Source organism: Phaeobacter sp., from assembly GCF_022825805.1.
Classification (GTDB): domain Bacteria; phylum Pseudomonadota; class Alphaproteobacteria; order Rhodobacterales; family Rhodobacteraceae; genus Phaeobacter.
This window is the reverse complement of sequence record NZ_JAJDWC010000152.1, coordinates 31,947-52,695: the sequence shown is the minus strand read 5'-3', so window position 1 is coordinate 52,695 and position 20,749 is coordinate 31,947. Positions and strand designations below refer to the sequence as shown.

Genomic DNA, 20,749 nt, shown 5'->3' with positions numbered 1-20,749 from the left:
GATCATCTGGGCCACCCTGTTCAGCGTGCTCTTTTTTGGTGACAGCATCGACATGACAACGCTGTTGGGTGCCGCGATCATCATCGCCAGCGGCATATTCATCGTCCTGCGCGAAGCCTTTGGCGGCCGGTCAGAAAACACGCCCGTACTGCGCAGCAGAACCCGCAGTTTCACCGCTGCAAGCCCCCAAGTTTCGCTCTTGTTGAAACGCCGTCGCAGCGAAAAACCAAGGGAATAGGGCTTGCATCCAATACCATCGCCATGTACTTCCCGCCCCACGGTCGGAGCGTAGCTCAGCCTGGTAGAGCACTGTCTTCGGGAGGCAGGGGCCGGAGGTTCGAATCCTCTCGCTCCGACCAATAAAATCAGCAACATACGGTATGTCTGAACACGCGGGAGCGTATCTTACGTCTCTTCGAACTGCGTGAATTCCTGCATGATCCACGCTTCAAAAGCGCGTGTGGCCGGCGTTGCCATATGCTCCGACGGGCTGTGCAGAAAATAGCTCTCGCTCAGTGGCGCGCGATGTGGGTATGGCGCGATCAGGTCGCCGGACCGCAACAGATCTTTGGCCAGTGTATCGTGGGATAGCGCCAGGCCGCCTCCGCTCAGCGCGACCTGCATCGCGATCACATAGGTCGACGTCAGATTGACCGGAGGTGTTTCGGCCCTTGGCGGCACATGGGATTGCAGCCACGTGGACCACGACCCTGTCACACCAGCACAGTCAAACAAAGTGGCCGTAGACAAATCCTCTGCCTGTTGGCGATAGGACGGAGCACAGACGGGAAAATACTGATCCCGGGTCAGCTGCCGCGCAGCGCCTGACATGTCAGTGGGCCGCCCAAACCGGATTTCCATGGCTGCGTTGGACGCATGCCGCTCCGGATCCCAGATCGGCGTCACAATGTTGAGCGTCAGCCACGGGTGCTGGGCATAAAGCCGTTTTAGCCGCGGCGCGAGCCAGAACACAGAAAACGCCAGATTGCACTGCAACACCATGCTGCGCCCCCGATCATTGCCGGTAAACGCCTGGGTGCCGCTGGCCAAAAGGTTGAAGGCTTCGCGCACCACAGGCACGTAGTTTCCGCCATCTTCCGTCAGCTCCAGCATCCGCGTTTTGCGAATGAACAGGTCCCGACCCAAGAAGGCCTCAAGGCTGCGCACATGCTGGCTGACCGCGGATTGGGTCAGGTTCAACTCCTGCGCCGCACGGGTAAACGACAAGTGACGGGTGGTGGCCTCAAAAGCCCGCAGCCAGGTCAGCGGCGGCAAAGCCTGTGAGGGAGCTGCGGTGTCAGGCGACTGTGCGGGCGGGTCCGTCTCGTTCATGCGCAAGCTATCCATTAATTATACTTATGTCATGGCGTCAAAATCATCGTTTGTCAGCGCCTCCGTCAAGGCGCATCAAAACAACAACCGCATTTTGGGAGGACACATGATGCTGGATGAGCAAAACCTGAAGAATCTGACCCATTGGGACGAGCGCGTGGATCTGGCCGCAACATTTCGCTGGACCGCCAGGCTGAACATGCACGAAGCCGTGGCAAACCACTTTTCCCTCGCGCTGAACGATGATGGCACACAATTTCTGATCAATCCGAACCAACGCCATTTCAGCCGGATCAAAGCCTCTGATCTGCTGTTGTTGGACGCCAATGACCCCGATGTGCTGAACCAGCCGAATGCGCCGGACCCAACCGCCTGGGGCCTGCATGGGGCCATCCATCGCCGCTGCCCGCATGCGCGCTGTGTGATGCATGTGCACTCCATCTACGCGACGGTTCTGGCCTGTCTGCAGGACAGCACCCTGCCCCCGATCGATCAGAACACCGCCACATTCTACAACCGTTACGTGATCGACGAACAATTTGGCGGGCTGGCTTTTGAGGATGAGGGCGAACGCTGTGCAGCGGCGCTGAGCGATCCTGCGAAAAAAGTCATGATCATGGGCAACCACGGCGTGCTCATTCTGGGGGACAGTGTCGCCGATACCTTCAACCGGCTCTATTACTTCGAACGCGCGGCCGAAACCTACATCAAAGCCCTGCAATGTGGCGTCCCGCTGCGGGTTCTGTCCGATGAGGTGGCGGAAAAAACCGCCCGCGAGCTGGAGGATTATCCCAGTCAGGCTGAGTGCCATCTGGCGGAATTGAAAGCCATTCTCGACAGCGAAACCTCAGACTACGCGAGCTGACCCATGGGCAAAACCATACGGACAAACGCCGCCTCATCTGGCGTCAAACTCGATGGTCGCCAGATCAAGGCGCTTTCGGCAAAATCGGATCGTCCTGGCCTGATCTATCTGGCGAAATGGGTGGTCCTATTGGGGCTATCCGGCAGCGCGGTCTGGCTCACTCTGGGCAGCTGGTTGATGTGGCCGCTCATGTTTGTGCATGGCGTGATCCTCTGTGTACCGGCCTATTCAGCCAGCCATGAAACGGCCCATGGCACAGCCTTCAAAAGCAAATGGCTGAACGAAACCGTCCTGTGGATCACCTCTTTCATCTACATGGAGGAACCGCTGCACCGCCGCTACACCCACACGAACCATCACAGCTTTACCTGGCATGTGGGCAAAGACAGCCAGATGCCGTTCGACACCCCAATGGGATTTGGCGGTTGGCTGCAAGAGATCACAGGGATTGGTCTTGCACGGTTCCACACGCATGTCTTCTTTCAGCTGGCCCTGCGTCGCTACACCGACACGATGCGGATGGCCTGCCCGGAAAGCGTGTTTGGTAAGATGACCCGCAATGCGCGGATCATGATTGCCCTTTATGCGCTGATCGCGATTGCACCGGCCTATGGGATCTGGTGGCCAATCTGGCTGTTTGTCCTGCCCCGCCTTCTCGGCGCGCCGATCATGCTGTTGTTCACTCTGACCCAGCATGTGGAACTGCAGGAGAACTCACCCTCGATCCTGGAAAGCACCCGGAGCTTTCACACTGGTGCTGTGGCAAAGTTCCTTTACATGAATATGAACCACCATGTAGAGCATCACCTGTACCCGCAGGTGCCATTCTATGCCCTGCCACAATTGGCCGATGCCGTTAAGGATCAAGTCCCCGAGCCAGATCCCGGTTTTTTCAAAACCAATATGGAAGTGCTCAGAGTTGTCATCCGCAGGTCACTCGGTCTATCGACCCGTTCCCACAGTATCCGTCAGGCCAGTCACATGATCAGCGACGGCGGCCCTTATGAAAAGATCGCTCATCGCACAATGTGATGGCTTGCTCAGGATAACACCATGAAACTCAACATCCTTTACGGCACACAATTTGGCAGTGCCGAGATCCTCGCCGAAGATTTCCAGACCGAACTGGCGGGCCGCTTTGACTGTAGCGTCGCGGCCTTGGACACGGTGACACCGCAACAATTGTCGAGCGAGGATTTGCATCTGCTGCTTTGCTCGACCACGGGCAGTGGCGAGCTGCCGGACAATGCCGAAGGCTTCTGGAAGACCTTACAGACGGACAAACCCGATCTCTCCCATATCCGGTTTGCCATTTTCGGCCTGGGCGATCGAACCTATGCGGACACGTTCAACCAGGGTTCTGAACAGCTGATGGTCGCGATGGAGGCCTGCGGTGCAAAACGCATCGGCGAGCGGGGCTTGTTTGATTCCTCCGACGGCGACATGCCAGAAGACATCGCCTTTCCCTGGTTTGAAAACCTGCCACTGCCCGTGACGACCTAGTACCGGTCGCAAACTCAAGGCATCTCAACAAAAAAAGCCGCAGACCCAGGGTTTGCGGCTTTCTCTATTGTGTCGCAGCAGGGGATCAGCCGTGCAAACGCTCGAGGAGATCGGTCAGATTTGCACGCTCAGCACTGTCACATTTGGCTATCCGGCTGCGCCAGAGGGTCGCTTGCGAGCGCAGGACCAGACCATCTGCCAGCAACTTCAGGTGATTGGCGCGCAAGGTTTCACCGGTGGATGTGATATCCGCAACCATTTCCGCGGTTTCGTTTTTCACCGTGCCTTCGGTCGCGCCCTGGCTGTCCACCAACTGATAATCCGCGACGCCGACATCTGTCAGGAATTCACGCACCAGACGGTGGTATTTGGTCGCAATACGCAGTCGATGCCCGTGCTGGGCCCGAAACGCTGCGGCAACGGCATCCAGATCATCCAATGTGTCCACATCAATCCACAGCTGCGGAACAGCGAGGATCAGATCAGCATGGCCAAACCCAAGCGGCGCAATCTGTTCGACCTGCTGCTCCCAAAGCGGCAGTTTTTCCTGAACCAGATCTGTCCCTGTCACCCCAAGATGAAGCCGCCCGGCCGCCAGTTCGCGCGGGATTTCACCAGCGGACAACAGCACCAGATCAACGCCCTCCGCGCCATGTACGGCACCAGCGTATTCCCGGTCCGATCCGGTTCGTGTCAGCGTGATGTCGCGTTTGGAAAACCATTCAAAGGTCTTCTCCATCAATCGCCCTTTGGACGGCACACCAAGTTTGAGGGTCATGATGTCGTCCCTTCCAGTCGCACCATCAAATCGGGCCGCAACACGCCGCCAACTGCCGGAATTTCCGCGCCGCTTCCCAAGTGCCGGGTCAGCGCGTCATAGCGGCCACCGCTGGCAATAACGGGCAGGTCGGGACGGGCATCTGCATAGAACCCAAACACGAACCCGTCATAGTATTCCATCGATGTCCGCCCATAAGATGCCTCGAAATCAAGCGCATCAACGTTGATACCGCGCGCTTTCATCGCCGCCGTGCGGGCCTCCAGGCGATCCAGGGCTGGCGTGATAGCAGGCAGGTCAACGGCGATGTCGCGCATCTGCTCAGACGCGTAGGGAATGGTTTCTCGCACCGCCATCAACGCCTCAAGCGCCAACAACTCGTTTTCGGCAATCGGAGGCTGTGCCGCATCCTGCCGCAGCGCGTCCACCCGCGCATCCACCTCGCCGGGACGGCGTTTGCCGATGGCTGGCATCTGGCCGGTCAACACACCCTCGGTCGACAGGAGCTTCTTGCGGCTTTCCGGCATGACACTGCGGCCCGAAAACTGATCCAGAAGCGCACGGAACCGCCGTGGCCGCCAGATGTGGCGCATCAAGGCGGATTTGCGCAGGTCCGTGGTGTTCAGACCCTGCACCGCTGCCATCAAGATCCCGATGTCACCGGTGGCCGCGCGCACCGGCATGTCCCGCAGTTGCAGCGCGATCAGTGCAAAAACTTCGGCATCTGCGCTGGCCGGATCGGCGCGATCAAACACCTCATAGCCGACCTGCAGATATTCGTTGGCCCGATCTTCATCCTGTTCCTGGCGGCGGAAAACCTCGCCTGCGTAGGTATATCGCGCGGGTTCGGCCCCATCACTCATGTGCATCTGCACCACAGGCACTGTGAAATCAGGGCGCAGCATCTGCTCTCCGCGCAGCGCGTCGATGGTCACATAGGCCCGGGCGCGGATGTCTTCGCCGTAAAGATCCAGCAGGGTTTCAGCCGGTTGCAGATACGGAGGCTCCACAACCCGCGCACCGGCCGCTTCAAAATTCATCCGCAGCCTTGCAGCAAGGGTGCGGGCGGTCATGCGTTGGCCCATCGGATCACCCTTGCCCTGCAAGGATTTCACGCACTTTGGCGACCAAATCACCGCGTGGCACCTCGAATTGGCTGGGCCGTTCTTTCCACTCTTCCAGGGTCGCGCTCTCTGCGATCTTTGCACCCAGGATCAGGTCCTTGATCTGAACGACCCCTCTGTCCTTTTCTTCGCCCCCTTCGATGACCGCGATGGGGGAGTTGCGTTTATCAGCGTATTTCAGCTGGTTACCGAAGTTCTTGGGGTTGCCGAGATAGACCTCGGCGCGAACCCCCGCATTGCGCAACTCGGCCACCATCGCCTGGTAGTCGGCCATACGGGCCTTATCCATGACAGTGACGACAACGGGGCCTTTGGGTTCCGCAGACAGGCGCCCTTTCGCGCGCAGCGCCGCCAACAGGCGATCAACACCAATCGACACACCCACTGCAGGGACGTCCTGTCCGATGAAGCGTTTGACCAGACCGTCATAGCGGCCGCCGCCTGATACCGAACCGAACTGGCGCTTGCGGCCCTTTTCGTCGAGGATTTCAAAGGTCAGCTCAGCCTCGAACACGGGCCCGGTGTAATAGCCAAGTCCGCGCACGATCGATGGATCGATCAGCACCCGATCTGCGCCATATCCCGCAGCTTCGAGCAATGCGCCGATCTGCTCCAACTCTGCGATACCGTCAGAGCCGATCTTGCTGTCGCCCACTGCGGCACGCAGGTTGGACATGGTGCCAGCCACGTCATCAGCACGGGAAGTGAGGAATGCGATCACAGGATCGGCCTGCGCCTCCCCGAGACCAACCCCATCAATATAGGCGCCGGAAGCATCCAAACGGCCCTTGCCAAGCAGTTCGCGAACCCCGGTTTCTCCGACCTTGTCGAATTTGTCGATGGTGCGCAGGACGTCATCGCGTTTGGGATCGTCCTGTGCCAGGCCCATGGCCTCCAAAACACCATTGAGCACTTTGCGGTTGTTGACCCGCACCAAATAGTCGCCGCGCGGAATACCAACGGTTTCAAGCGTATCGGACAGCATGGCGCAAATCTCAGCATCCGCCGCCATCGAGGCCGTCCCAACAGTGTCAGCATCACATTGGTAAAACTGCCGGAACCGACCGGGGCCAGGTTTTTCGTTGCGCCAAACAGGGCCCATCGCATAGCGCCGATAGGGGTTCGGCAGGTCATTGCGGTGCTGGGCATAAACACGGGCCAGCGGTGCTGTGAGATCATAGCGCAGCGCCATCCAATCGCCTGCACCGTCTTCGTCTGCCTCCTGCCAGGCAAAGACGCCAGCATTCGGACGGTCCACATCGGGTAGGAATTTACCCAGCGCTTCGACGGTTTCAACGGCCGAAGATTCCAGCGCATCAAACCCGTAATGATGATAGACACCCGCGATGGCCTGCAGCATCTCTGTGCGCTGGCTCACCTCTTCGCCGAAATAGTCACGGAATCCCTTTGGCGTGATCGCCTTGGGACGGGGCTGTTTCTTGACTTTGGCCATCTTGGCCTCCTCGGGGTGTCGAATTGGGACAATTACTCGCTCGGCGGTCTAGCCCAAGGCAGGCTCAACAGCAAGGTGGCAGAACCTCTGCAACGCCTGTCTGTGTCCTGACAAACCTGTCTATCACTGCCAACGCCCAGCGCTGAACACAGCGCTGCCATGGACCTTGGGGGCCGCACGCCGTATGACACGGGCCAGAACAAGGAGAGCATCATGCAGCACCTCGAAGAGCAGATCGCCCATCTGATCCGAACTGTTGATGAGTTGAGTGATGTGATCAACCGTCAGCAAAGCGAGATTGACCAACTGACGCATCGGGTTGCCATGCTGATGGAACGCGAGAGAAACCGTGAACAAGATGGTGGCGGCGGCGTTGTTTTTGGCGATGAGCGCCCACCACACTACTGATACAACCAGCGCCCGTTTACGGCCCCAGCGCGCGTGAAAAATGCCGCAACGGCGCGCTTGGATTTGATCTCAAAGCAGCTAGGCTCGCGCTGCAAGACAGGCGGGAGCGAAACATGCTGCAAGGTATTCGGATCATCGAAATTGAAGGCCTGGGGCCGGGTCCTTTTGCGGCCATGATGCTGGCAGACCTTGGCGCCAATGTCATCTGTGTGCATCGCAAGGGCAAAAAGGCCGGCGGTATGGCGCCGCCGGATGCCATTCTTGATCGCGGCAAACGATCCATTGCACTGGACCTAAAAGACCCCGACGATGTCGCCATTCTTTTGCAGCTCATCGAAACTGCAGATGGGTTGATCGAAGGGTTTCGCCCCGGCGTGATGGAACGCCTAGGTCTGGGACCAGAGATCTGTCACGCCCGCAATGGCGGCTTGATTTATGGACGGATGACGGGTTGGGGGCAGAACAGCGCATTTGCCCACATGGCTGGACATGATCTGAACTACATCGCGATGTCCGGCGCGCTGTGGCACAGCTCTCCCGCCGATGTGCCCCCGTTTGCCACCCCTACCCTGATCGGAGATATCGGCGGCGGGGCGCTGTACCTCGTTGCAGGTCTGTTGGCGGCGCTGCTGGCGCGACCGGACAAATCACACGGCGGCTGTGTTGTGGACGCGGCGATCTACGATGGATCCGCGCATATGATGAACCTGCTGATGACGCTGCAGCAGGCTGGTCATTTTGGACACGCGCGCGGCGCAAACCTGCTGGACGGCCCCCATTGGAGCCGCACCTATGTCTGTTCTGATGGTGCCTATATCAGCGTGCAATGCCTGGAACCGCCGTTCTATGCCACCTTTCTTGATAGGCTCGGACTGGCGGACGATCCGGAGTTTGCACATCAATACGACAAAACACTTTGGCCACGCCTGACCGCGCGGCTAGCAGGGCTGTTCGCCAGCCACACGCAAGATCACTGGGCGACGTTGTTTCAGGGCACCGACGCCTGCGTCGCGCCAGTTCTATCACCAGAGGCCGCAGCGCAGCACCCGATGAACGACCGAAGGACCTGGATCACCAGTGAGGTTGGTCTGCAGGCGGCACCCGCCCCCCGGTTTACCAAAGTGGGCGAGGCAGAGCCCGAAGGCTGGACGCCACCGAAGAGCCCCAAACGCGGGGAACACACGGCGGCGATCCTGGACGAATTGCGGAAGCTTAGACGCTGACGTCTTTCTTGCCCTTCTCGGCGGCCGCTTTCATCCGCGCGAGCAACGCCGCTTTGTCTGTTGTCTTGTCATAAGGGTTATTGGCCGTGCCTTTGGCGTTATGCTCGGCATGGCGTGGTTTGTTCCGGCCCGGCTTTACGCCGCCCATACGACTGTAATCCATCACAGGTCCTCCGCGAATTTGTGGCGCCCTGGCTGATGCAACACAACACCAGCGGGCGCAAGATCAGCCATTGCGGACTGTATCGATCATCAATTGCACATTGTCGGGATTTGCATCTGGCGTAATCCCATGGCCCAGATTGAAGATATGCGGACCTTTCTTGAACGCATTGACGATGCGGCGGGTTTCATCAACCAACTCCTGACCACCCGAGACCATATGACGAGAGGCCAGATTGCCCTGAATACAGCCATCACGCTGGATGTTGGCAGCCGCCCATTCCGGATCGACTGAATTGTCCAATGCCACGCAGTCCACGCCCGTTGCCTTGGCAAAGCCGACGTATTGATCACCGGCCTCACGCGGGAAACCAATGACGGGGATGTGGGGGTGACGCTCTTTCAGAGCCTGGGTGATCTGCAAACACGGCGTCAGCGCATATTTGTGGAACGCCTCACCTTTCAACGATCCCGCCCAACTGTCGAAGATCTTCACCACTTCGGCCCCGACTTCGATCTGTTTTGACAGGTAGTCGATTGTGGCTTCTGTAATGCGGGCCAAGAGCGCTTCGAACAGCGCGTTGTTTTCCTCGCGCAACGCGTGGGCCGGCCCCTGATCCGGAGTGCCACGGCCTGCGATCATGTATGTGGCCACGGTCCAAGGCGCGCCAGCGAAACCGATCAGTGTGGTTTCAGACGGCAGCTCCCGCGAGAGGATCTTCACGGTTTCATAAATCGGATTGAGCGTTTCGTGGATATCGCTGGCAGGACCCAGTTTCGCAAAATCCGCTTCTGTGGTGATGGTCGAAAGCCGCGGGCCTTCGCCGGTCACGAACCACAGATCGGCACCCAGCGCTTGTGGCACCAACAAAATATCCGCAAACAAGATCGCTGCATCAAACCCGTACCGGCGGATCGGCTGCAATGTGACCTCTGCGGCAAGGTCCGAATTATAGCAAAGCGACAGAAAATCCCCAGCTTCGGCGCGGGTGGCGCGATACTCTGGCAGATATCGTCCAGCCTGTCGCATCATCCAGATTGGGGGCACATCCTGCGTTTCCCCAGCCAGTGCTCGCAGCAGTTTTTTCTGTTCGGCCATGATCTTCCTCGCTCGTGTTCCCCCTACCGAGGTCTAGACTCAGCGGCAAATTGTCAAGAGGAGCCGTCACAATGCTTGTCAGGGCATATTGTCACGAGTAAGGGTCAATGTATGACACAGATTGATCTGCCCTCCCCCGCTTCGCCCCTGAAAATAGGCACCCGTGGATCACCGCTTGCGCTTGCACAGGCCTATGAAACCCGGGCGCGGCTGGCGGCGGCTTTTGATCTTCCGCAGGATGCGTTTGAAATTGTTGTCATTAAAACAACCGGTGACAATCAGGCATTGATCGCGGCGGACAAACCCCTGAAGGAGCTGGGCGGCAAAGGGTTGTTCACCAAGGAAATCGAAGAAGACCTGCTTTCTGGTGCAATCGATATCGCTGTCCATTCGATGAAGGACATGCCGGTGCAGCAGCCCGACGGATTGCTGCTAGAGACTTACCTGCCGCGGGAGGACGTGCGCGACGCCTTTATCTCTCCCGCTTTGGGGTCGATTCACGATCTGGCGGAGGGAGCCGTGGTGGGCACCTCTTCATTGCGGCGGCGCGCCCAATTGTTGAACCGACGCCCCGATCTGCAGGTTGTTGAGTTTCGCGGCAATGTGCAAACGCGGCTGCGCAAATTGACCGATGGTGTTGCCGAATGCACCTTCCTGGCTATGGCGGGTCTGAACCGTCTGGCCATGGATGACGTACCCGCACATGCGATTGAAACCGACGACATGCTGCCCGCCGTGGCCCAGGGCGCCATCGGCATCGAACGGCGTAGCGCGGATCATCGTGCAGGCGCGATGCTGGAGGCGATCCATGACCGTGCGACCGGACAGCGTCTGGCAGCAGAACGCGCCTTCCTCGCCGCGCTGGACGGATCATGCGAGACACCGATTGGGGGTCTGGCAGAATTGGATGGCGCCACGCTACGGCTGCGCGGAGAGGTTTTGCGCCCGGATGGGTCGGAATCCCTTGCGGATAAGCAAACCTGTGCGATCGAAGATGGCCCCGAACTGGGCCGCAGTATGGCCCGCGCCCTGTTGCAAAAGGCCGGTCCAGGGTTCTTTGACTGGCGGCAATAACGCCGCAAGCACAGCCTCTAAATCTGCCCCGACCAGCGCAACCACCGCTCTGCGCTGCCACCAAAAACGTTGAGATCCACATCGCCCTCGATCCCCGGCACCCGCCCGGTGCCTGTGTACTGCCAAAACTGCCACTGCGCGCCAGGGTAGGTGACACGCGGGTGATCGGCGACAGAGCGAAGCCAGAACTCGGTTCCAGCAAGGCGACCAATCCCTGTGTCGCGGTAGAAATCGACGGTTGTGTATAAAACAGGGTGACGCCCATAGTGGGCCTCTAGGATATCAAGGAAGCGATCTGCCTCGGCACGCACCCTGGCACCAGACGGCCGCCGCGTGCAGGTGCGAGAGTGCGGCGTCCATTCCATATCCAGAACATGGGGAAGGGCCTGCGGATCGCGGGGCACATGACGGATGAACCAACGCGCCTGCTCCGCTGCCGGGCGGCAGAAGTAGAAATAGTGATAGGCCCCGCGCCGAACCCCTGCCCGGCGTGCATCTTTCCAATGGGCGCGAAACCTGGGATCCAGCAGATCGCCCCCTTCGGTCGCTTTTATGTAAGCAAAACTCACACCCGAGGCTGCCGCGCGCGTCCAGTCGATATCGCCCTGCCAGCGCGACACATCAATGCCATGGACGGGATAGCTCCACGGCTTGCGTCCCGACCAGGGATGCGGATCGCTGTCACCATATTTGGGGTATGTGACCAGCTGCGCTTTGGCCTCGGCCAGCGCGATGGCCTCCGTCTCGGCGGCATCTTTTGCGTTTGGTTGCACCGACGGGGCAGCACAGGCCGTCACAGCACACAACACAACCATGGCCGCCCAGAGCCGCATCCACATGTTCCAGCCTTTCACAACCAACCGCTTACCCATAGGTTGAACAGACCGCATTTTGGAGATCGCCGCAATCACGTGGCCAGCGAGAAATCAAAACCCGCTGAAACACGCTTATACTACGGAGGCGATTACACCCATTTGGCCAGCGGTGGCAGGCTCATCAAAACCGCATTGGCATCATGCCCGGTTTCAAGTCCGAATTTTGTGCCCCGGTCATAGACCAGATTGTATTCAGCATAGAGGCCGCGATGCACCAGTTGCGCGTCTTTTTCTGCGTCGCCGAACCCGGATGTGCGGCGACGTTCCACCAAGGGCACGTAGGCCGGCAAGAAGGCCCGACCGATATCCTTGGTCAGCGCAAAATCCGCCTCCCAGTTTCCGGTGTTGCGGTCATCCATAAAAATACCGCCGACCCCACGGGCGCGCTTGCGGTGCGGCACAAAGAAATACTCATCCGCCCACTCTTTCAGCTCCTGATAGAGCCCATCGCCATGCGGCGCCAAATGGGTTTCCTGCGTTTGGTGGAAATGCCGGGTGTCTTCGTCGTATTCCAAACACGGGTTCAGATCCGAACCTCCCCCGAACCACCAGGCATGCGGGGTCCAAAACATACGTGTGTTCATGTGAACCGCGGGCACATGGGGGTTCTGCATATGAGCAACCAATGAAATACCGGACGCCCAAAAGCGCGGGTCCTCTTTCATGCCAGGCAGGCCCTTGCGTGCGGCCATGGCGTTTTGCGCGCGCTCACCCAGGGTGCCATAGACTTCGGAAATATTGACGCCGACCTTTTCAAACACACGGCCGCCGCGCATGACACTCATCAGGCCGCCACCAGCGTCGGATCCATCATCGGCTGTACGTGTGGTTTCTGTGACGTCAAATCGCCCGGCAGGCTGGTCGCTGAATGGACCCTCATTGTGGCTGTCTTCCAGCTCTTCAAACGCCGCCACAATAGAATCTCGAAGGGATTTGAACCAAGCCGCTGCCTGGGCCTTTTCCTCAATCATGTCACTCTTCATCATCCGACCTCTATATCTGAAACCAAACCGTGCCCTGATACCTCCGCTAGCGAAGGCCGGGACATTAGTGGACCGGAACCTCCACCGTATCCAAAAGCGTGCGCCCACCATCCAAGGTCACGATCTGCCCGGTCATAAAGGCCGAGGCATCCGACGCCAGAAATTGCGCCGCTTCGGTCAATTCCGTTGGCGCTGCAATCCGTCCGAGGGGTGTGTGGCGTTCAATGTCCTGTCGAAACGCGCGGTTGTCCTTCAGCGTGGCCTGCATCGACGCGCTCATCACCGATCCAAAGGCGATTGAATTCACCCGAATGCGATGCGGCGCCAAAGACACCGACAAAGAGCGGGTCAATTGATCCAGCGCTGCGGACGCAACACAATAGGCCATCAACTCGGGATGGGAGCGGCGCGCTGCAATCGAAGACAGGTTGATGATGGCACCGTTTGGCGCTCCATTGTCCCGTTCTTCCCCTTGTTTGATCATGCGGCGGGCCACCTGCTGTGACAGCCGCATGGTAGGCAGCAAAGTCTGGTTCAACAGCAGTTCAAGCGATTGATCCTCCGGGTCAAGCGGCTCGGTCGGCACAACCTGGCGGGCGCCGTTGACGAGAATGTCGACTTCGTCAAACGCATCGATTGTTGCTGACAGGAGGTTTGCGATCGTCAACCGCTCCCGCAAGTCTCCCGCAAAATAGCGGATGTTGCTTTCATCCACCTCAGCCCCGAGTTCTGCCAACAGCGCGGCCTCGTCAGTATCGGCGAACATGACGTTCGCTCCAGCCGCGGCAAACTGCTTTCCAATTGCAAGGCCGATACCGCTGGACGAGCCAGTCACAATGGCCGTCTTGCCCGAAATGGAAAAGGACATGAGAGATCTCCGTCGTCGGTGATGCGAGTCGTGCATCCTTGGTCAGAGCAACCTAACCGCCACGGTGTTCGGAGAAAACCATCTCTTGGCAAAGATCGGATCTGTCAGCGCTTGCTCTTGCGCGGGCGGCTGGCGTGCAACACTTTGAAACGATTGTCTCCGGCCACTTCTTCGACCGTGGCGAATGCCTCTGCCAGGGTGTTTTCGTACGGCAGGTGCCGGTTTGCCACCATCCACAAAGAACCCGCAGGCGCCAACAACGCCGCTGACGTGCGGATAAACTCCTGCCCCAAAGATGGCTCCGCTGCGCGACCGGTGTGGAACGGTGGATTCGACACCACGGCATCGACCCGTTGAGCGAGTTTCCAACCGCGCGCATCAGCCCAGTGGAACTGCGCGCGCTCATCGGTGATGTTCTCTTTGGCGCAGGCAAGGGCCGCGTGATCCGCTTCGACCAGATGCAGTGTTTTTATCGTGGTGTCCCGCAACATCATCGCAGACAGGAACCCCCACCCTGCACCGAGATCGACAACTGTTTTGCCCAATTTGGCAGGCAATGCCCCAATCAACAGATCGGATGCAGGATCGACGCCATCCGCCGAAAACACGCCTGGCGCTGTCATATATCCTTGCGGGCTGCGCGATGGGCGTTCTTCCCAGGATGCAAGATCCGCACCCTGTGCGTTGAACCAGGCAATCTTACCATGAGATTTGGCCAGTGGGGCCGACAAATCCACGCTACGTTTCAACGCCTTGAGGATCGAATCCACCCCGTTGGTTTTACTGCCATCAACGACAACCTGACCATCGGTCGCCGCAGCGGCCTGCGCAATGAGCGTACGCGCCAGTGCCTTTGCGCGCGGCAGAAACACAATCGCCGCGGCGTAGCGTTGCTGCGCCACGGATACGGCACCACAGTTGTAGCCCCGCTGAGACCAGACAGTATGGTCAGGCGCAAAGGGCTGGATCACGACAACCCTCTCCTTTGGGAGCGCGGATAGATCAGCGTCGGCAGGGGGTTGGAAGACAGCGATAGTGCCATGTTCAGGCACAACAAATGCGCCTGTCTCAATGGCCAGGGACAGACGGGCAGACATGGGATCCTCGTTAGTCTTCTTTTTCCATGGTGCACTGCAGTGGGTGCTGGTGGCGATGGGCAAAATCCATCACCTGCCCCACTTTGGTTTCAGCGATCTCATGGCTGAACACACCAACAACCGCCACACCTTTTTTGTGGACCGTCAGCATGACTTCGAACGCCTCCGCGTGAGTCATGTTGAAAAACCGTTCCAGAACCATCACCACAAATTCCATCGGGGTGTAGTCGTCGTTCAACAGCAACACCTTGTACCGGGGCGGACGCTGGGTTTTTGGCCGCGTCTTCGTCAGAACACCGAGGTCGGTGTCGTCATCTGAATGGTCCGACATCATTACTGGTGTAGGCAACATGGGCACTGGATTCCGTTCATGGATGGCGTTTGTTGGCACCGTTATATAGTCTATCTGGCAAATAGGAAAAGGGATTGAGCGTGACGAATTGACCAGAAAGTTAACGACTATTGGCTTCGATGCAGATGACACGCTCTGGCACAACGAACGATTTTTCCGCATCACGCAGGACCGATTTGCCGAACTGCTGATGGACCATATTGCGGACGACCTGGACCAACAGGCACTCGCCGCGCGGCTGCTTGCCTCTGAAAAACGCAATCTCGGCCGCTATGGGTATGGTGTGAAGGGCTTCACCTTGTCCATGATTGAAACGGCGATTGAAGTTACCGATGCGCGCGTCCCGGCTTCGGTTATTCAAGAGCTGATCGTCGCAGGGCAGATGATGCTCACCTACCCGATCGAGTTGCTGCCTGCGGCGAAAATGGCCGTTGAGACGATGGCCGAAAACCACCGCGTTGTCCTTATTACCAAAGGCGATCTGCTGGATCAGGAGCGCAAACTGGCGCAATCCGGTCTCGGGGATCTGTTCGACGGGGTCGAAATCGTTTCGGAAAAAACACCAGAGGTTTATACCGAGATCTTTGCTCGCCACGGCAACGGTGCCGAGCATGCCATGATGGTCGGCAATTCCATGCGCTCTGACGTGGTGCCGATGATCGAGGCCGGTGGTTGGGGCACCTATGTGCCTCATGGTCTGGTCTGGGAAGTGGAATACGCCCCTGCCCCGAGCAGTAGCCCAAGGTACAACGAAATCGCTGATCTCAGCGCACTGCCTGCTTTAGTTTCCAACCTGCCCTGACACCCTCAACTCACATGGGCCTCTGCCTGCCCGAGCCGAAAGAGACGACACAATGCCCCACGCGGAAATCAAATACACCGACGGCCTGTCAATCGATCCACAGGCGCTGCTGGCCCAGATCGAATCGCGGATCCTGGCGCATGACGACGGCGCTGGTGCCTGCAAAGGTCGGGCGATCAAGATTGAGGACTTTCATCATCGCCACATCGACATCAAAGTTGCCCTGCTGGTGAAACCTCACCGAGACGCTGCATTTTCGCAGGCGCTTTTGGCGGATCTGCGGGCCAGTCTTCTGCCACTGATTCCGAAACCCAGCTTCTTCTCGCTGGAAGTGACCTATTCGGGGCCGTTCTACATCACCGAAGAACTGGTGGAGTGAGGACGATTCTGCGTCCGGGGAACAGCAGCGTGCACGATACCTTCGTTATTGTTGTTGCCCAGAGTCCTCAACTCTGGCGGGCAGAGCCCCGGATCAGCCTCCGAAATCAAGTTTTTTAGGTAACGCTTCATTAACCAAGAGCGCATCTTGTGGTGGGTGAAATGGCCGCCCACAAGATGTCGAGGCGCTCTCTTTCGTCCGAAAACATCATAGAAACCAGAAGGTTTATTCGATTTTGCCCCTGTGCTAGGCTTTCTCCAAGCAGGCAAATAAGCCAGCCGAAAAATCGGTGGCACCAGAGGCATAGATGGCAGACAACGTGCAGATCAGGCGGACTCCGCTGATCCGCGCGCAGCAGGGCATCCCCCCGTTGTTGCGTTGGGTCTTGGGACTTAGTGTTTTTCTTTTTGTGACCTTGCTGTCGCCCCCATCGGTGGTTGCGGCACCCTATGCGGCCATGGTGATCGACGCGCGCACGGGCGAAGTGCTGCATTCGCGCAACGCAGACACACGGCTACACCCCGCATCATTGACCAAAATGATGACCCTCTACATCGCGTTCGAAGCGGTGCGGAATGGCGAAATCACCCTGGACACAAAGGTCAAGATCAGCCGCAATGCAGCTGCCGAGCCGCCATCAAAACTGGGCCTGAAGTCAGGTCAACGGATCTCGCTACGCCATTTGATCCGCGCTGCCGCGATCAAATCCGCCAATGACGCCGCAACCGCAATCGGCGAAGCACTGTCAGGATCGGAAGCAGCCTTTGCCCGGCGCATGACCCGCACGGCCAAAGCGCTCGGTATGTCCCGCACAACATTCAAAAACGCCCATGGCCTGACCGAAAAGGGGCATATGTCCACCGCCCGCGACATGACAACGCTGGGCCGCCATCTGCTCTATGATTATCCCGAGTATTACAATCTGTTCTCGCGGCGCACGGCAGACGCTGGCATTAGGACAGTCCCAAACACCAACCGTCGTCTGCTTGCGGCCTACCGCGGTGCGGATGGTATCAAAACCGGCTACACCCGTGCGGCGGGCTTTAACCTGGTCGCTTCGGCGGAACGTGGCAATGAACGGGTGATCGCGACAGTCTTTGGCGGAAAGTCATCGACCTCGCGCAATGCCAAAGTTGCGGAGCTCCTTGATCTCGGGTTCCGGCGTGCGCCCTCTCAGGCCAAGTTGCGCCGCCCCACCCCTCCGCAGTATCAGGGCAACCAAGGTCTTTCCGTGCAGGTTGCCGAAGCTCATGGAACAGCTGGCAAAACCGTTCGCGTGAACGGATTGGTGAAAACCAGCCTGCGCCCCAAACTGCGCCCCCAGACTAATGTCGCACAGGACACGCTGCTGGCTGAGGCCGAGACTGCAACAACGGCAGAGGCCATCGCAGCAGAGGTCGCAGCTGCGCAATCAGACACAGGCACATCCGCCACAGACCGGGCCGTTCTGCGCGCAAGCATCACCGCCGCTATTCAGGAAGCGGACATCGTGTCAGCGATTGCAGAAGAGCCGTCAAAGCCCATCATCGAAACTCTGGCGCGGCCCCGTCCCTTCATTGGTCTGCGCCCGCAACGCCGCCCGGCGCAACTGGCCGAAAGCCAGACTGCCGCCGCACCGGAACCTGTGGTCGTCACACGCCTGTCGACATCTGGCGGCCGGTATTGGGGCATCAACGTCGGACGCTACGGCAGCAGGTATCAGGCTGAAAAAGTGTTGCTGCGGACCGCGCTTGCAGAAATGGCGACGCTGGATGGGAGCCTACGCAAGGTTGTGCGCACGCCCCGCGGCTTCGACGCTAATTTTCTGGGGATGACCAAGGAAAGTGCAGCACTGGCCTGCCGCAGGCTGACCGCGCGCAACATCAGCTGCGAAACAGTCGGCCCCTCGTGACCCCTCGCGATCAATTGAAATCCAAAGATCCAGATCAAGGCACCATAATCGGGTGCCTTGATTTGTTTTGGCGTCTGCAAATGCCCATCAGGGCTTGGGGCGTTCGTCCCATTCATCGCTCAGGATACGGCGGGCATCGCCCTGGGGATCGTCATACTGATTGGACCGCACGGTGTAGAGAAACCCAGCCAGCCCCAGACCGCCAAGCAGGAGCGAGATCGGGATAAGATAAGACAATACGCTCAACTCGGGTCCTTTCCTTGTTCTGCACGCGTCTGCTCAGTTCACATCTGCAATCAGCGCAGCCGCAGCGCGTTCAGCGACACCGTGATTGACGAGGTCGACATGGCAAGCGCTGCAACCAGCGGCGTTGCCAAACCAGCAATCGCCAAGGGTACCGCCACAATATTGTAGAGCGTCGCAATGCGGAAGTTCTCTTGAATGCGACGGCGTGCCTGTTGCGACAGCGCGCAGGCTTCCGCAATCGGGCGCAAATCCCGGCCCAACAACACGATGTCCGAAGCAACACGGGCCGCATCCAGCGCCGACGCCGGAGAGATGGCCACATGCGCTGCTGTCAGAGCTGCCGTATCATTCAGGCCATCGCCCACCATCAACACCTTGTGCCCTTGCTCGACCAAGGTGTTGATGCGTTCGGATTTCTCCTGTGGCAGCGCGTTTGCGACCCACTTGGTGATGCCAAGCCGGGCTGCCATATCGCGCACCACGTTTTCAGCGTCGCCCGAAATCAGCCAAATCTCTTTGCCCGAACGGATCAGATCCTGAACCACCGCTTCTGCACCCGGGCGCAGGCTGTCGGAAAACGTGATAGCCTGGACGTCACCCAGGCCCAGGTCGAGATAGGCTGCGGTTTGCGCAGCGGGCTCAGCCCCGACCCAAGCGGCGCGTCCCAGACGCACCTGCCGCCCCTCGAGGTGGGCTTCGGTGCCAAAGCCCGGAACCTCCCGCAGATCATCGACTGGGGCAGGAACCACACCGATCGCCTCTGCCGCTTTGCAGATCGCGGCAGACAGCGGATGGTCCGAACCGCGAGCCAGTGCATAAGCAACCTGCTGGCCCTGCGCCGAGAGTGCCGCAAAATCGTCAACTTGCGGCGTGCCATTCGTCAGCGTGCCCGTCTTGTCAAACACAACGGTGTCGATTTCAGCCAGACGCTCCAGCGCAGTGGCATGTTTGATCAACATGCCTTTTTTGAACAACCGGCCCGAGGCGGCGGTGGTCACAGCCGGCACCGCAAGGCCAAGCGCACAAGGACAGGTGATGATCAAAACAGCCGCGGCAATGTTCAGCGCGACGCGCATATCGAAAGTGAACAGATACCACCCCAGAAAGGCCAGCGCCGAAAGAATATGCACACCCGGCGCATAGAGTTTCGCCGCCTGATCCGCCAAAGAGGTATAGCGGGACCGCCCCGATTCCGCGATGGCGACCAACTCGGTCAACTGATGCAGTGAGCTGTCCGCGCCAACGGCGGTGACCCGAACCGTCAGGGGACCGGTGAGATTGACCTCTCCTGCGGACACGGACGAGCCAGTTTCAACAAAGACCGGCAGTGTTTCACCCGTCAGCAGAGAGCGGTCCAGTTCCGACTGACCGCTGATCACCTGACCATCGACTGGCATTCTGCCGCCCGGACGCACAAGCAGATGATCCCCGACGACAAGATCGCCAAGCGCAACCTCCGCTGTGGCACCAGTGTCATCCAGCCGCAGCGCGCGAGGCACCTCCAGCGCGGCCAACTCCTCGGCGGCGGATCGGGCAACGGCGCGGGTCCGGTGGTCCAGATATCGTCCCGCCAACAGAAAAAACGTCAGCGTCAGGGCCGCATCAAAATAGGCGTGTTCACCCGACAAAGACGTCTCCCACAGCGAGGTGACCAGCGCCAACACCAAGGCCAGCACAATCGGAACGTCCATATTCAGCCGCTTCACCCGCAGGGCCTGCCATGCGTTGCGAAAGAACGGCTGCCCGGAGAACAAAATTGCGGGAAACGTGATAGCCGCCGAAATCCAATGAAACAGATCTCTCGTCGCGTCGCTGGCACCGGACCATACGGACACGGAAAGCAGCATCACATTCATAGAAGCAAACCCGGCCACAGCCAGGCGCATCAACAGATCCCGCCCTGCCTTGTCCTGATCGGTGGCGGTGAGCGCAGACAGATCCAATTCATGCGCCTCAAACCCCAGATCTTCCAACAGTGGGATCAGATCTGCGGCTTTCAGATCGGGTCCTGCCTCGATCAGCGCACGCTTCAATGTCAGGTTGACCCGCGCCGTTTCCACCTCCGGATGGTCATTCAGGGCGCGTTCAATGGTCGAAATACAGGCCTGACAATGAATCGTTGGCAACGATAGCGCCAAGCGCGCATTGGCCGGAGCCTCGACGTTCTGGCCATCTGGCGCTGCAATGCAGCCAGGGCAGACGGCCATTTGGGGGCGCGCTACAGTCGTCATCTCA

The 20,749-nt window shown here is 58.9% G+C and carries 22 protein-coding genes, 1 tRNA gene and 1 pseudogene; 11 read left to right on the top strand and 13 right to left on the bottom strand.

The features are described 5' to 3' along the window. Both Q0C28_RS17230 and Q0C28_RS17225 read left to right on the top strand, forming a co-directional pair. Window positions 1-238, top strand: a pseudogene (locus Q0C28_RS17230) (EamA/RhaT family transporter); the annotation flags it as partial. 44 nt (window positions 239-282) lie between these two features. Further along, window positions 283-359 (top strand) — tRNA-Pro (locus Q0C28_RS17225). Between the two features lie 46 nt (window positions 360-405). Here the strand turns inward: Q0C28_RS17225 and Q0C28_RS17220 are convergent. Continuing rightward, window positions 406-1,332, bottom strand: coding sequence for a LysR family transcriptional regulator (locus Q0C28_RS17220; RefSeq protein WP_293577655.1), 927 nt, complete (start codon window positions 1,330-1,332; stop codon window positions 406-408). 112 nt (window positions 1,333-1,444) lie between these two features. On the opposite strand from Q0C28_RS17220, the gene Q0C28_RS17215 reads away from it, so the two are divergent. Genes Q0C28_RS17215 through Q0C28_RS17205 form a run of 3 tightly spaced genes read left to right on the top strand, consistent with a single transcriptional unit; the run spans window position 1,445 to window position 3,700 of the window. Continuing rightward, window positions 1,445-2,197 (top strand): class II aldolase and adducin N-terminal domain-containing protein, encoded by a 753-nt coding sequence (locus Q0C28_RS17215; protein ID WP_293577660.1) that lies wholly within the window; start codon window positions 1,445-1,447, stop codon window positions 2,195-2,197. 3 nt (window positions 2,198-2,200) lie between these two features. Continuing rightward, the gene (locus Q0C28_RS17210; protein ID WP_293577654.1) at window positions 2,201-3,229 is read left to right on the top strand and encodes a fatty acid desaturase; all 1,029 of its coding nucleotides are present in this window, start codon (window positions 2,201-2,203) and stop codon (window positions 3,227-3,229) included. A 21-nt stretch (window positions 3,230-3,250) separates the two neighbouring features. Further along, window positions 3,251-3,700: a flavodoxin domain-containing protein gene (locus tag Q0C28_RS17205; protein ID WP_293577653.1), complete on the top strand. Its 450-nt coding sequence runs from the start codon at window positions 3,251-3,253 to the stop codon at window positions 3,698-3,700. An 85-nt stretch (window positions 3,701-3,785) separates the two neighbouring features. Here the strand turns inward: Q0C28_RS17205 and hisG are convergent, their stop codons facing one another. The 3 genes from hisG to hisS are packed head-to-tail and all read right to left on the bottom strand — an operon-like array spanning window position 3,786 to window position 7,055. Then, window positions 3,786-4,478 (bottom strand): ATP phosphoribosyltransferase, encoded by a 693-nt coding sequence (gene hisG / locus Q0C28_RS17200; RefSeq protein WP_293577652.1) that lies wholly within the window; start codon window positions 4,476-4,478, stop codon window positions 3,786-3,788. Then, window positions 4,475-5,563, bottom strand: a complete 1,089-nt coding sequence (locus tag Q0C28_RS17195; protein WP_293577651.1) for an ATP phosphoribosyltransferase regulatory subunit — start codon at window positions 5,561-5,563, stop codon at window positions 4,475-4,477. Before Q0C28_RS17195 ends, hisG begins: the two co-directional genes overlap by 4 nt. A gap of 4 nt (window positions 5,564-5,567) precedes the next feature. Further along, the gene (gene hisS / locus Q0C28_RS17190; RefSeq protein WP_293577650.1) at window positions 5,568-7,055 is read right to left on the bottom strand and encodes a histidine--tRNA ligase; all 1,488 of its coding nucleotides are present in this window, start codon (window positions 7,053-7,055) and stop codon (window positions 5,568-5,570) included. A gap of 213 nt (window positions 7,056-7,268) precedes the next feature. Between hisS and Q0C28_RS17185 the strand changes: the two genes are divergently transcribed. Together Q0C28_RS17185 and Q0C28_RS17180 are read left to right on the top strand one after the other, a co-directional pair. Beyond that, a complete protein-coding gene (locus tag Q0C28_RS17185) occupies window positions 7,269-7,463 on the top strand; it encodes a SlyX family protein (protein WP_293577649.1) in 195 nt (64 codons plus the stop codon). A 113-nt stretch (window positions 7,464-7,576) separates the two neighbouring features. Next, window positions 7,577-8,686, top strand: coding sequence for a CaiB/BaiF CoA-transferase family protein (locus Q0C28_RS17180; RefSeq protein WP_293577648.1), 1,110 nt, complete (start codon window positions 7,577-7,579; stop codon window positions 8,684-8,686). Here Q0C28_RS17180 and Q0C28_RS17175 read toward each other — a convergent pair. Both Q0C28_RS17175 and hemE read right to left on the bottom strand, forming a co-directional pair. Continuing rightward, window positions 8,676-8,849 carry a hypothetical protein gene (locus Q0C28_RS17175; protein ID WP_293577647.1) on the bottom strand — a complete coding sequence of 58 codons (174 nt, stop codon included), beginning with the start codon at window positions 8,847-8,849 and terminating at the stop codon, window positions 8,676-8,678. The genes Q0C28_RS17180 and Q0C28_RS17175 overlap by 11 nt on opposite strands. Before the next feature lie 63 nt (window positions 8,850-8,912). After that, the gene (gene hemE / locus Q0C28_RS17170) at window positions 8,913-9,947 is read right to left on the bottom strand and encodes a uroporphyrinogen decarboxylase (protein ID WP_293577646.1); all 1,035 of its coding nucleotides are present in this window, start codon (window positions 9,945-9,947) and stop codon (window positions 8,913-8,915) included. A gap of 111 nt (window positions 9,948-10,058) precedes the next feature. On the opposite strand from hemE, the gene hemC reads away from it, so the two are divergent. After that, the gene (gene hemC, locus Q0C28_RS17165; protein WP_293577645.1) at window positions 10,059-11,021 is read left to right on the top strand and encodes a hydroxymethylbilane synthase; all 963 of its coding nucleotides are present in this window, start codon (window positions 10,059-10,061) and stop codon (window positions 11,019-11,021) included. 17 nt (window positions 11,022-11,038) lie between these two features. Here hemC and Q0C28_RS17160 read toward each other — a convergent pair whose 3' ends face one another. The 5 genes from Q0C28_RS17160 to clpS form a co-directional block, all read right to left on the bottom strand. Further along, window positions 11,039-11,911, bottom strand: a complete 873-nt coding sequence (locus Q0C28_RS17160) for a GH25 family lysozyme (protein ID WP_293577644.1) — start codon at window positions 11,909-11,911, stop codon at window positions 11,039-11,041. Between the two features lie 74 nt (window positions 11,912-11,985). Further along, window positions 11,986-12,879 carry an oxygen-dependent coproporphyrinogen oxidase gene (gene hemF / locus Q0C28_RS17155; protein ID WP_293577658.1) on the bottom strand — a complete coding sequence of 298 codons (894 nt, stop codon included), beginning with the start codon at window positions 12,877-12,879 and terminating at the stop codon, window positions 11,986-11,988. Between the two features lie 64 nt (window positions 12,880-12,943). Beyond that, complete coding sequence (locus tag Q0C28_RS17150; RefSeq protein WP_293577643.1) at window positions 12,944-13,747, bottom strand: SDR family oxidoreductase; 804 nt, start codon at window positions 13,745-13,747, stop codon at window positions 12,944-12,946. Window positions 13,748-13,851: 104 nt separating this feature from the next. Then, window positions 13,852-14,844 carry a class I SAM-dependent methyltransferase gene (locus Q0C28_RS17145; protein WP_293577642.1) on the bottom strand — a complete coding sequence of 331 codons (993 nt, stop codon included), beginning with the start codon at window positions 14,842-14,844 and terminating at the stop codon, window positions 13,852-13,854. A gap of 10 nt (window positions 14,845-14,854) precedes the next feature. Continuing rightward, a complete protein-coding gene (gene clpS, locus Q0C28_RS17140; protein ID WP_293577641.1) occupies window positions 14,855-15,196 on the bottom strand; it encodes an ATP-dependent Clp protease adapter ClpS in 342 nt (113 codons plus the stop codon). Window positions 15,197-15,284: 88 nt separating this feature from the next. On the opposite strand from clpS, the gene Q0C28_RS17135 reads away from it, so the two are divergent. The 3 genes from Q0C28_RS17135 (at window position 15,285) to Q0C28_RS17125 (ending at window position 18,268) form a co-directional block, all read left to right on the top strand. Further along, window positions 15,285-15,998, top strand: a complete 714-nt coding sequence (locus tag Q0C28_RS17135; protein WP_293577640.1) for an HAD family hydrolase — start codon at window positions 15,285-15,287, stop codon at window positions 15,996-15,998. A gap of 52 nt (window positions 15,999-16,050) precedes the next feature. Then, the gene (locus Q0C28_RS17130; protein WP_293577639.1) at window positions 16,051-16,377 is read left to right on the top strand and encodes a hypothetical protein; all 327 of its coding nucleotides are present in this window, start codon (window positions 16,051-16,053) and stop codon (window positions 16,375-16,377) included. 307 nt (window positions 16,378-16,684) lie between these two features. Beyond that, window positions 16,685-18,268, top strand: a complete 1,584-nt coding sequence (locus Q0C28_RS17125; RefSeq protein ID WP_293577638.1) for a D-alanyl-D-alanine carboxypeptidase family protein — start codon at window positions 16,685-16,687, stop codon at window positions 18,266-18,268. 87 nt (window positions 18,269-18,355) lie between these two features. Here Q0C28_RS17125 and ccoS read toward each other — a convergent pair whose 3' ends face one another. Next, a complete protein-coding gene (ccoS, locus tag Q0C28_RS17120) occupies window positions 18,356-18,514 on the bottom strand; it encodes a cbb3-type cytochrome oxidase assembly protein CcoS (protein ID WP_293577637.1) in 159 nt (52 codons plus the stop codon). 50 nt (window positions 18,515-18,564) lie between these two features. Beyond that, entirely contained in the window at window positions 18,565-20,745 is a 2,181-nt protein-coding gene (locus tag Q0C28_RS17115; RefSeq protein ID WP_293577636.1) for a heavy metal translocating P-type ATPase, read from the bottom strand. Window positions 20,746-20,749 lie beyond the last annotated feature (4 nt).

What these genes read in the sequence shown, in the direction of transcription:
- Q0C28_RS17205 (WP_293577653.1), top strand. Translation starts at nt 3,251, where the DNA reads ATGAAACTCAACATCCTTTACGGCACACAATTTGGCAGTGCCGAGATC.
- Q0C28_RS17220 (WP_293577655.1), bottom strand. Translation starts at nt 1,332, where the DNA reads ATGAACGAGACGGACCCGCCCGCACAGTCGCCTGACACCGCAGCTCCC.
- Q0C28_RS17180 (WP_293577648.1), top strand. Translation starts at nt 7,577, where the DNA reads ATGCTGCAAGGTATTCGGATCATCGAAATTGAAGGCCTGGGGCCGGGT.
- Q0C28_RS17210 (WP_293577654.1), top strand. Translation starts at nt 2,201, where the DNA reads ATGGGCAAAACCATACGGACAAACGCCGCCTCATCTGGCGTCAAACTC.
- hemC (WP_293577645.1), top strand. Translation starts at nt 10,059, where the DNA reads ATGACACAGATTGATCTGCCCTCCCCCGCTTCGCCCCTGAAAATAGGC.
- hemE (WP_293577646.1), bottom strand. Translation starts at nt 9,947, where the DNA reads ATGGCCGAACAGAAAAAACTGCTGCGAGCACTGGCTGGGGAAACGCAG.
- hisS (WP_293577650.1), bottom strand. Translation starts at nt 7,055, where the DNA reads ATGGCCAAAGTCAAGAAACAGCCCCGTCCCAAGGCGATCACGCCAAAG.
- Q0C28_RS17185 (WP_293577649.1), top strand. Translation starts at nt 7,269, where the DNA reads ATGCAGCACCTCGAAGAGCAGATCGCCCATCTGATCCGAACTGTTGAT.
- hisG (WP_293577652.1), bottom strand. Translation starts at nt 4,478, where the DNA reads ATGACCCTCAAACTTGGTGTGCCGTCCAAAGGGCGATTGATGGAGAAG.
- Q0C28_RS17130 (WP_293577639.1), top strand. Translation starts at nt 16,051, where the DNA reads ATGCCCCACGCGGAAATCAAATACACCGACGGCCTGTCAATCGATCCA.
- Q0C28_RS17150 (WP_293577643.1), bottom strand. Translation starts at nt 13,747, where the DNA reads ATGTCCTTTTCCATTTCGGGCAAGACGGCCATTGTGACTGGCTCGTCC.
- Q0C28_RS17125 (WP_293577638.1), top strand. Translation starts at nt 16,685, where the DNA reads ATGGCAGACAACGTGCAGATCAGGCGGACTCCGCTGATCCGCGCGCAG.
- Q0C28_RS17115 (WP_293577636.1), bottom strand. Translation starts at nt 20,745, where the DNA reads ATGACGACTGTAGCGCGCCCCCAAATGGCCGTCTGCCCTGGCTGCATT.
- Q0C28_RS17160 (WP_293577644.1), bottom strand. Translation starts at nt 11,911, where the DNA reads ATGCGGTCTGTTCAACCTATGGGTAAGCGGTTGGTTGTGAAAGGCTGG.
- Q0C28_RS17145 (WP_293577642.1), bottom strand. Translation starts at nt 14,844, where the DNA reads ATGTCTGCCCGTCTGTCCCTGGCCATTGAGACAGGCGCATTTGTTGTG.
- Q0C28_RS17195 (WP_293577651.1), bottom strand. Translation starts at nt 5,563, where the DNA reads ATGGGCCAACGCATGACCGCCCGCACCCTTGCTGCAAGGCTGCGGATG.
- Q0C28_RS17175 (WP_293577647.1), bottom strand. Translation starts at nt 8,849, where the DNA reads ATGGATTACAGTCGTATGGGCGGCGTAAAGCCGGGCCGGAACAAACCA.
- clpS (WP_293577641.1), bottom strand. Translation starts at nt 15,196, where the DNA reads ATGTTGCCTACACCAGTAATGATGTCGGACCATTCAGATGACGACACC.
- hemF (WP_293577658.1), bottom strand. Translation starts at nt 12,879, where the DNA reads ATGAAGAGTGACATGATTGAGGAAAAGGCCCAGGCAGCGGCTTGGTTC.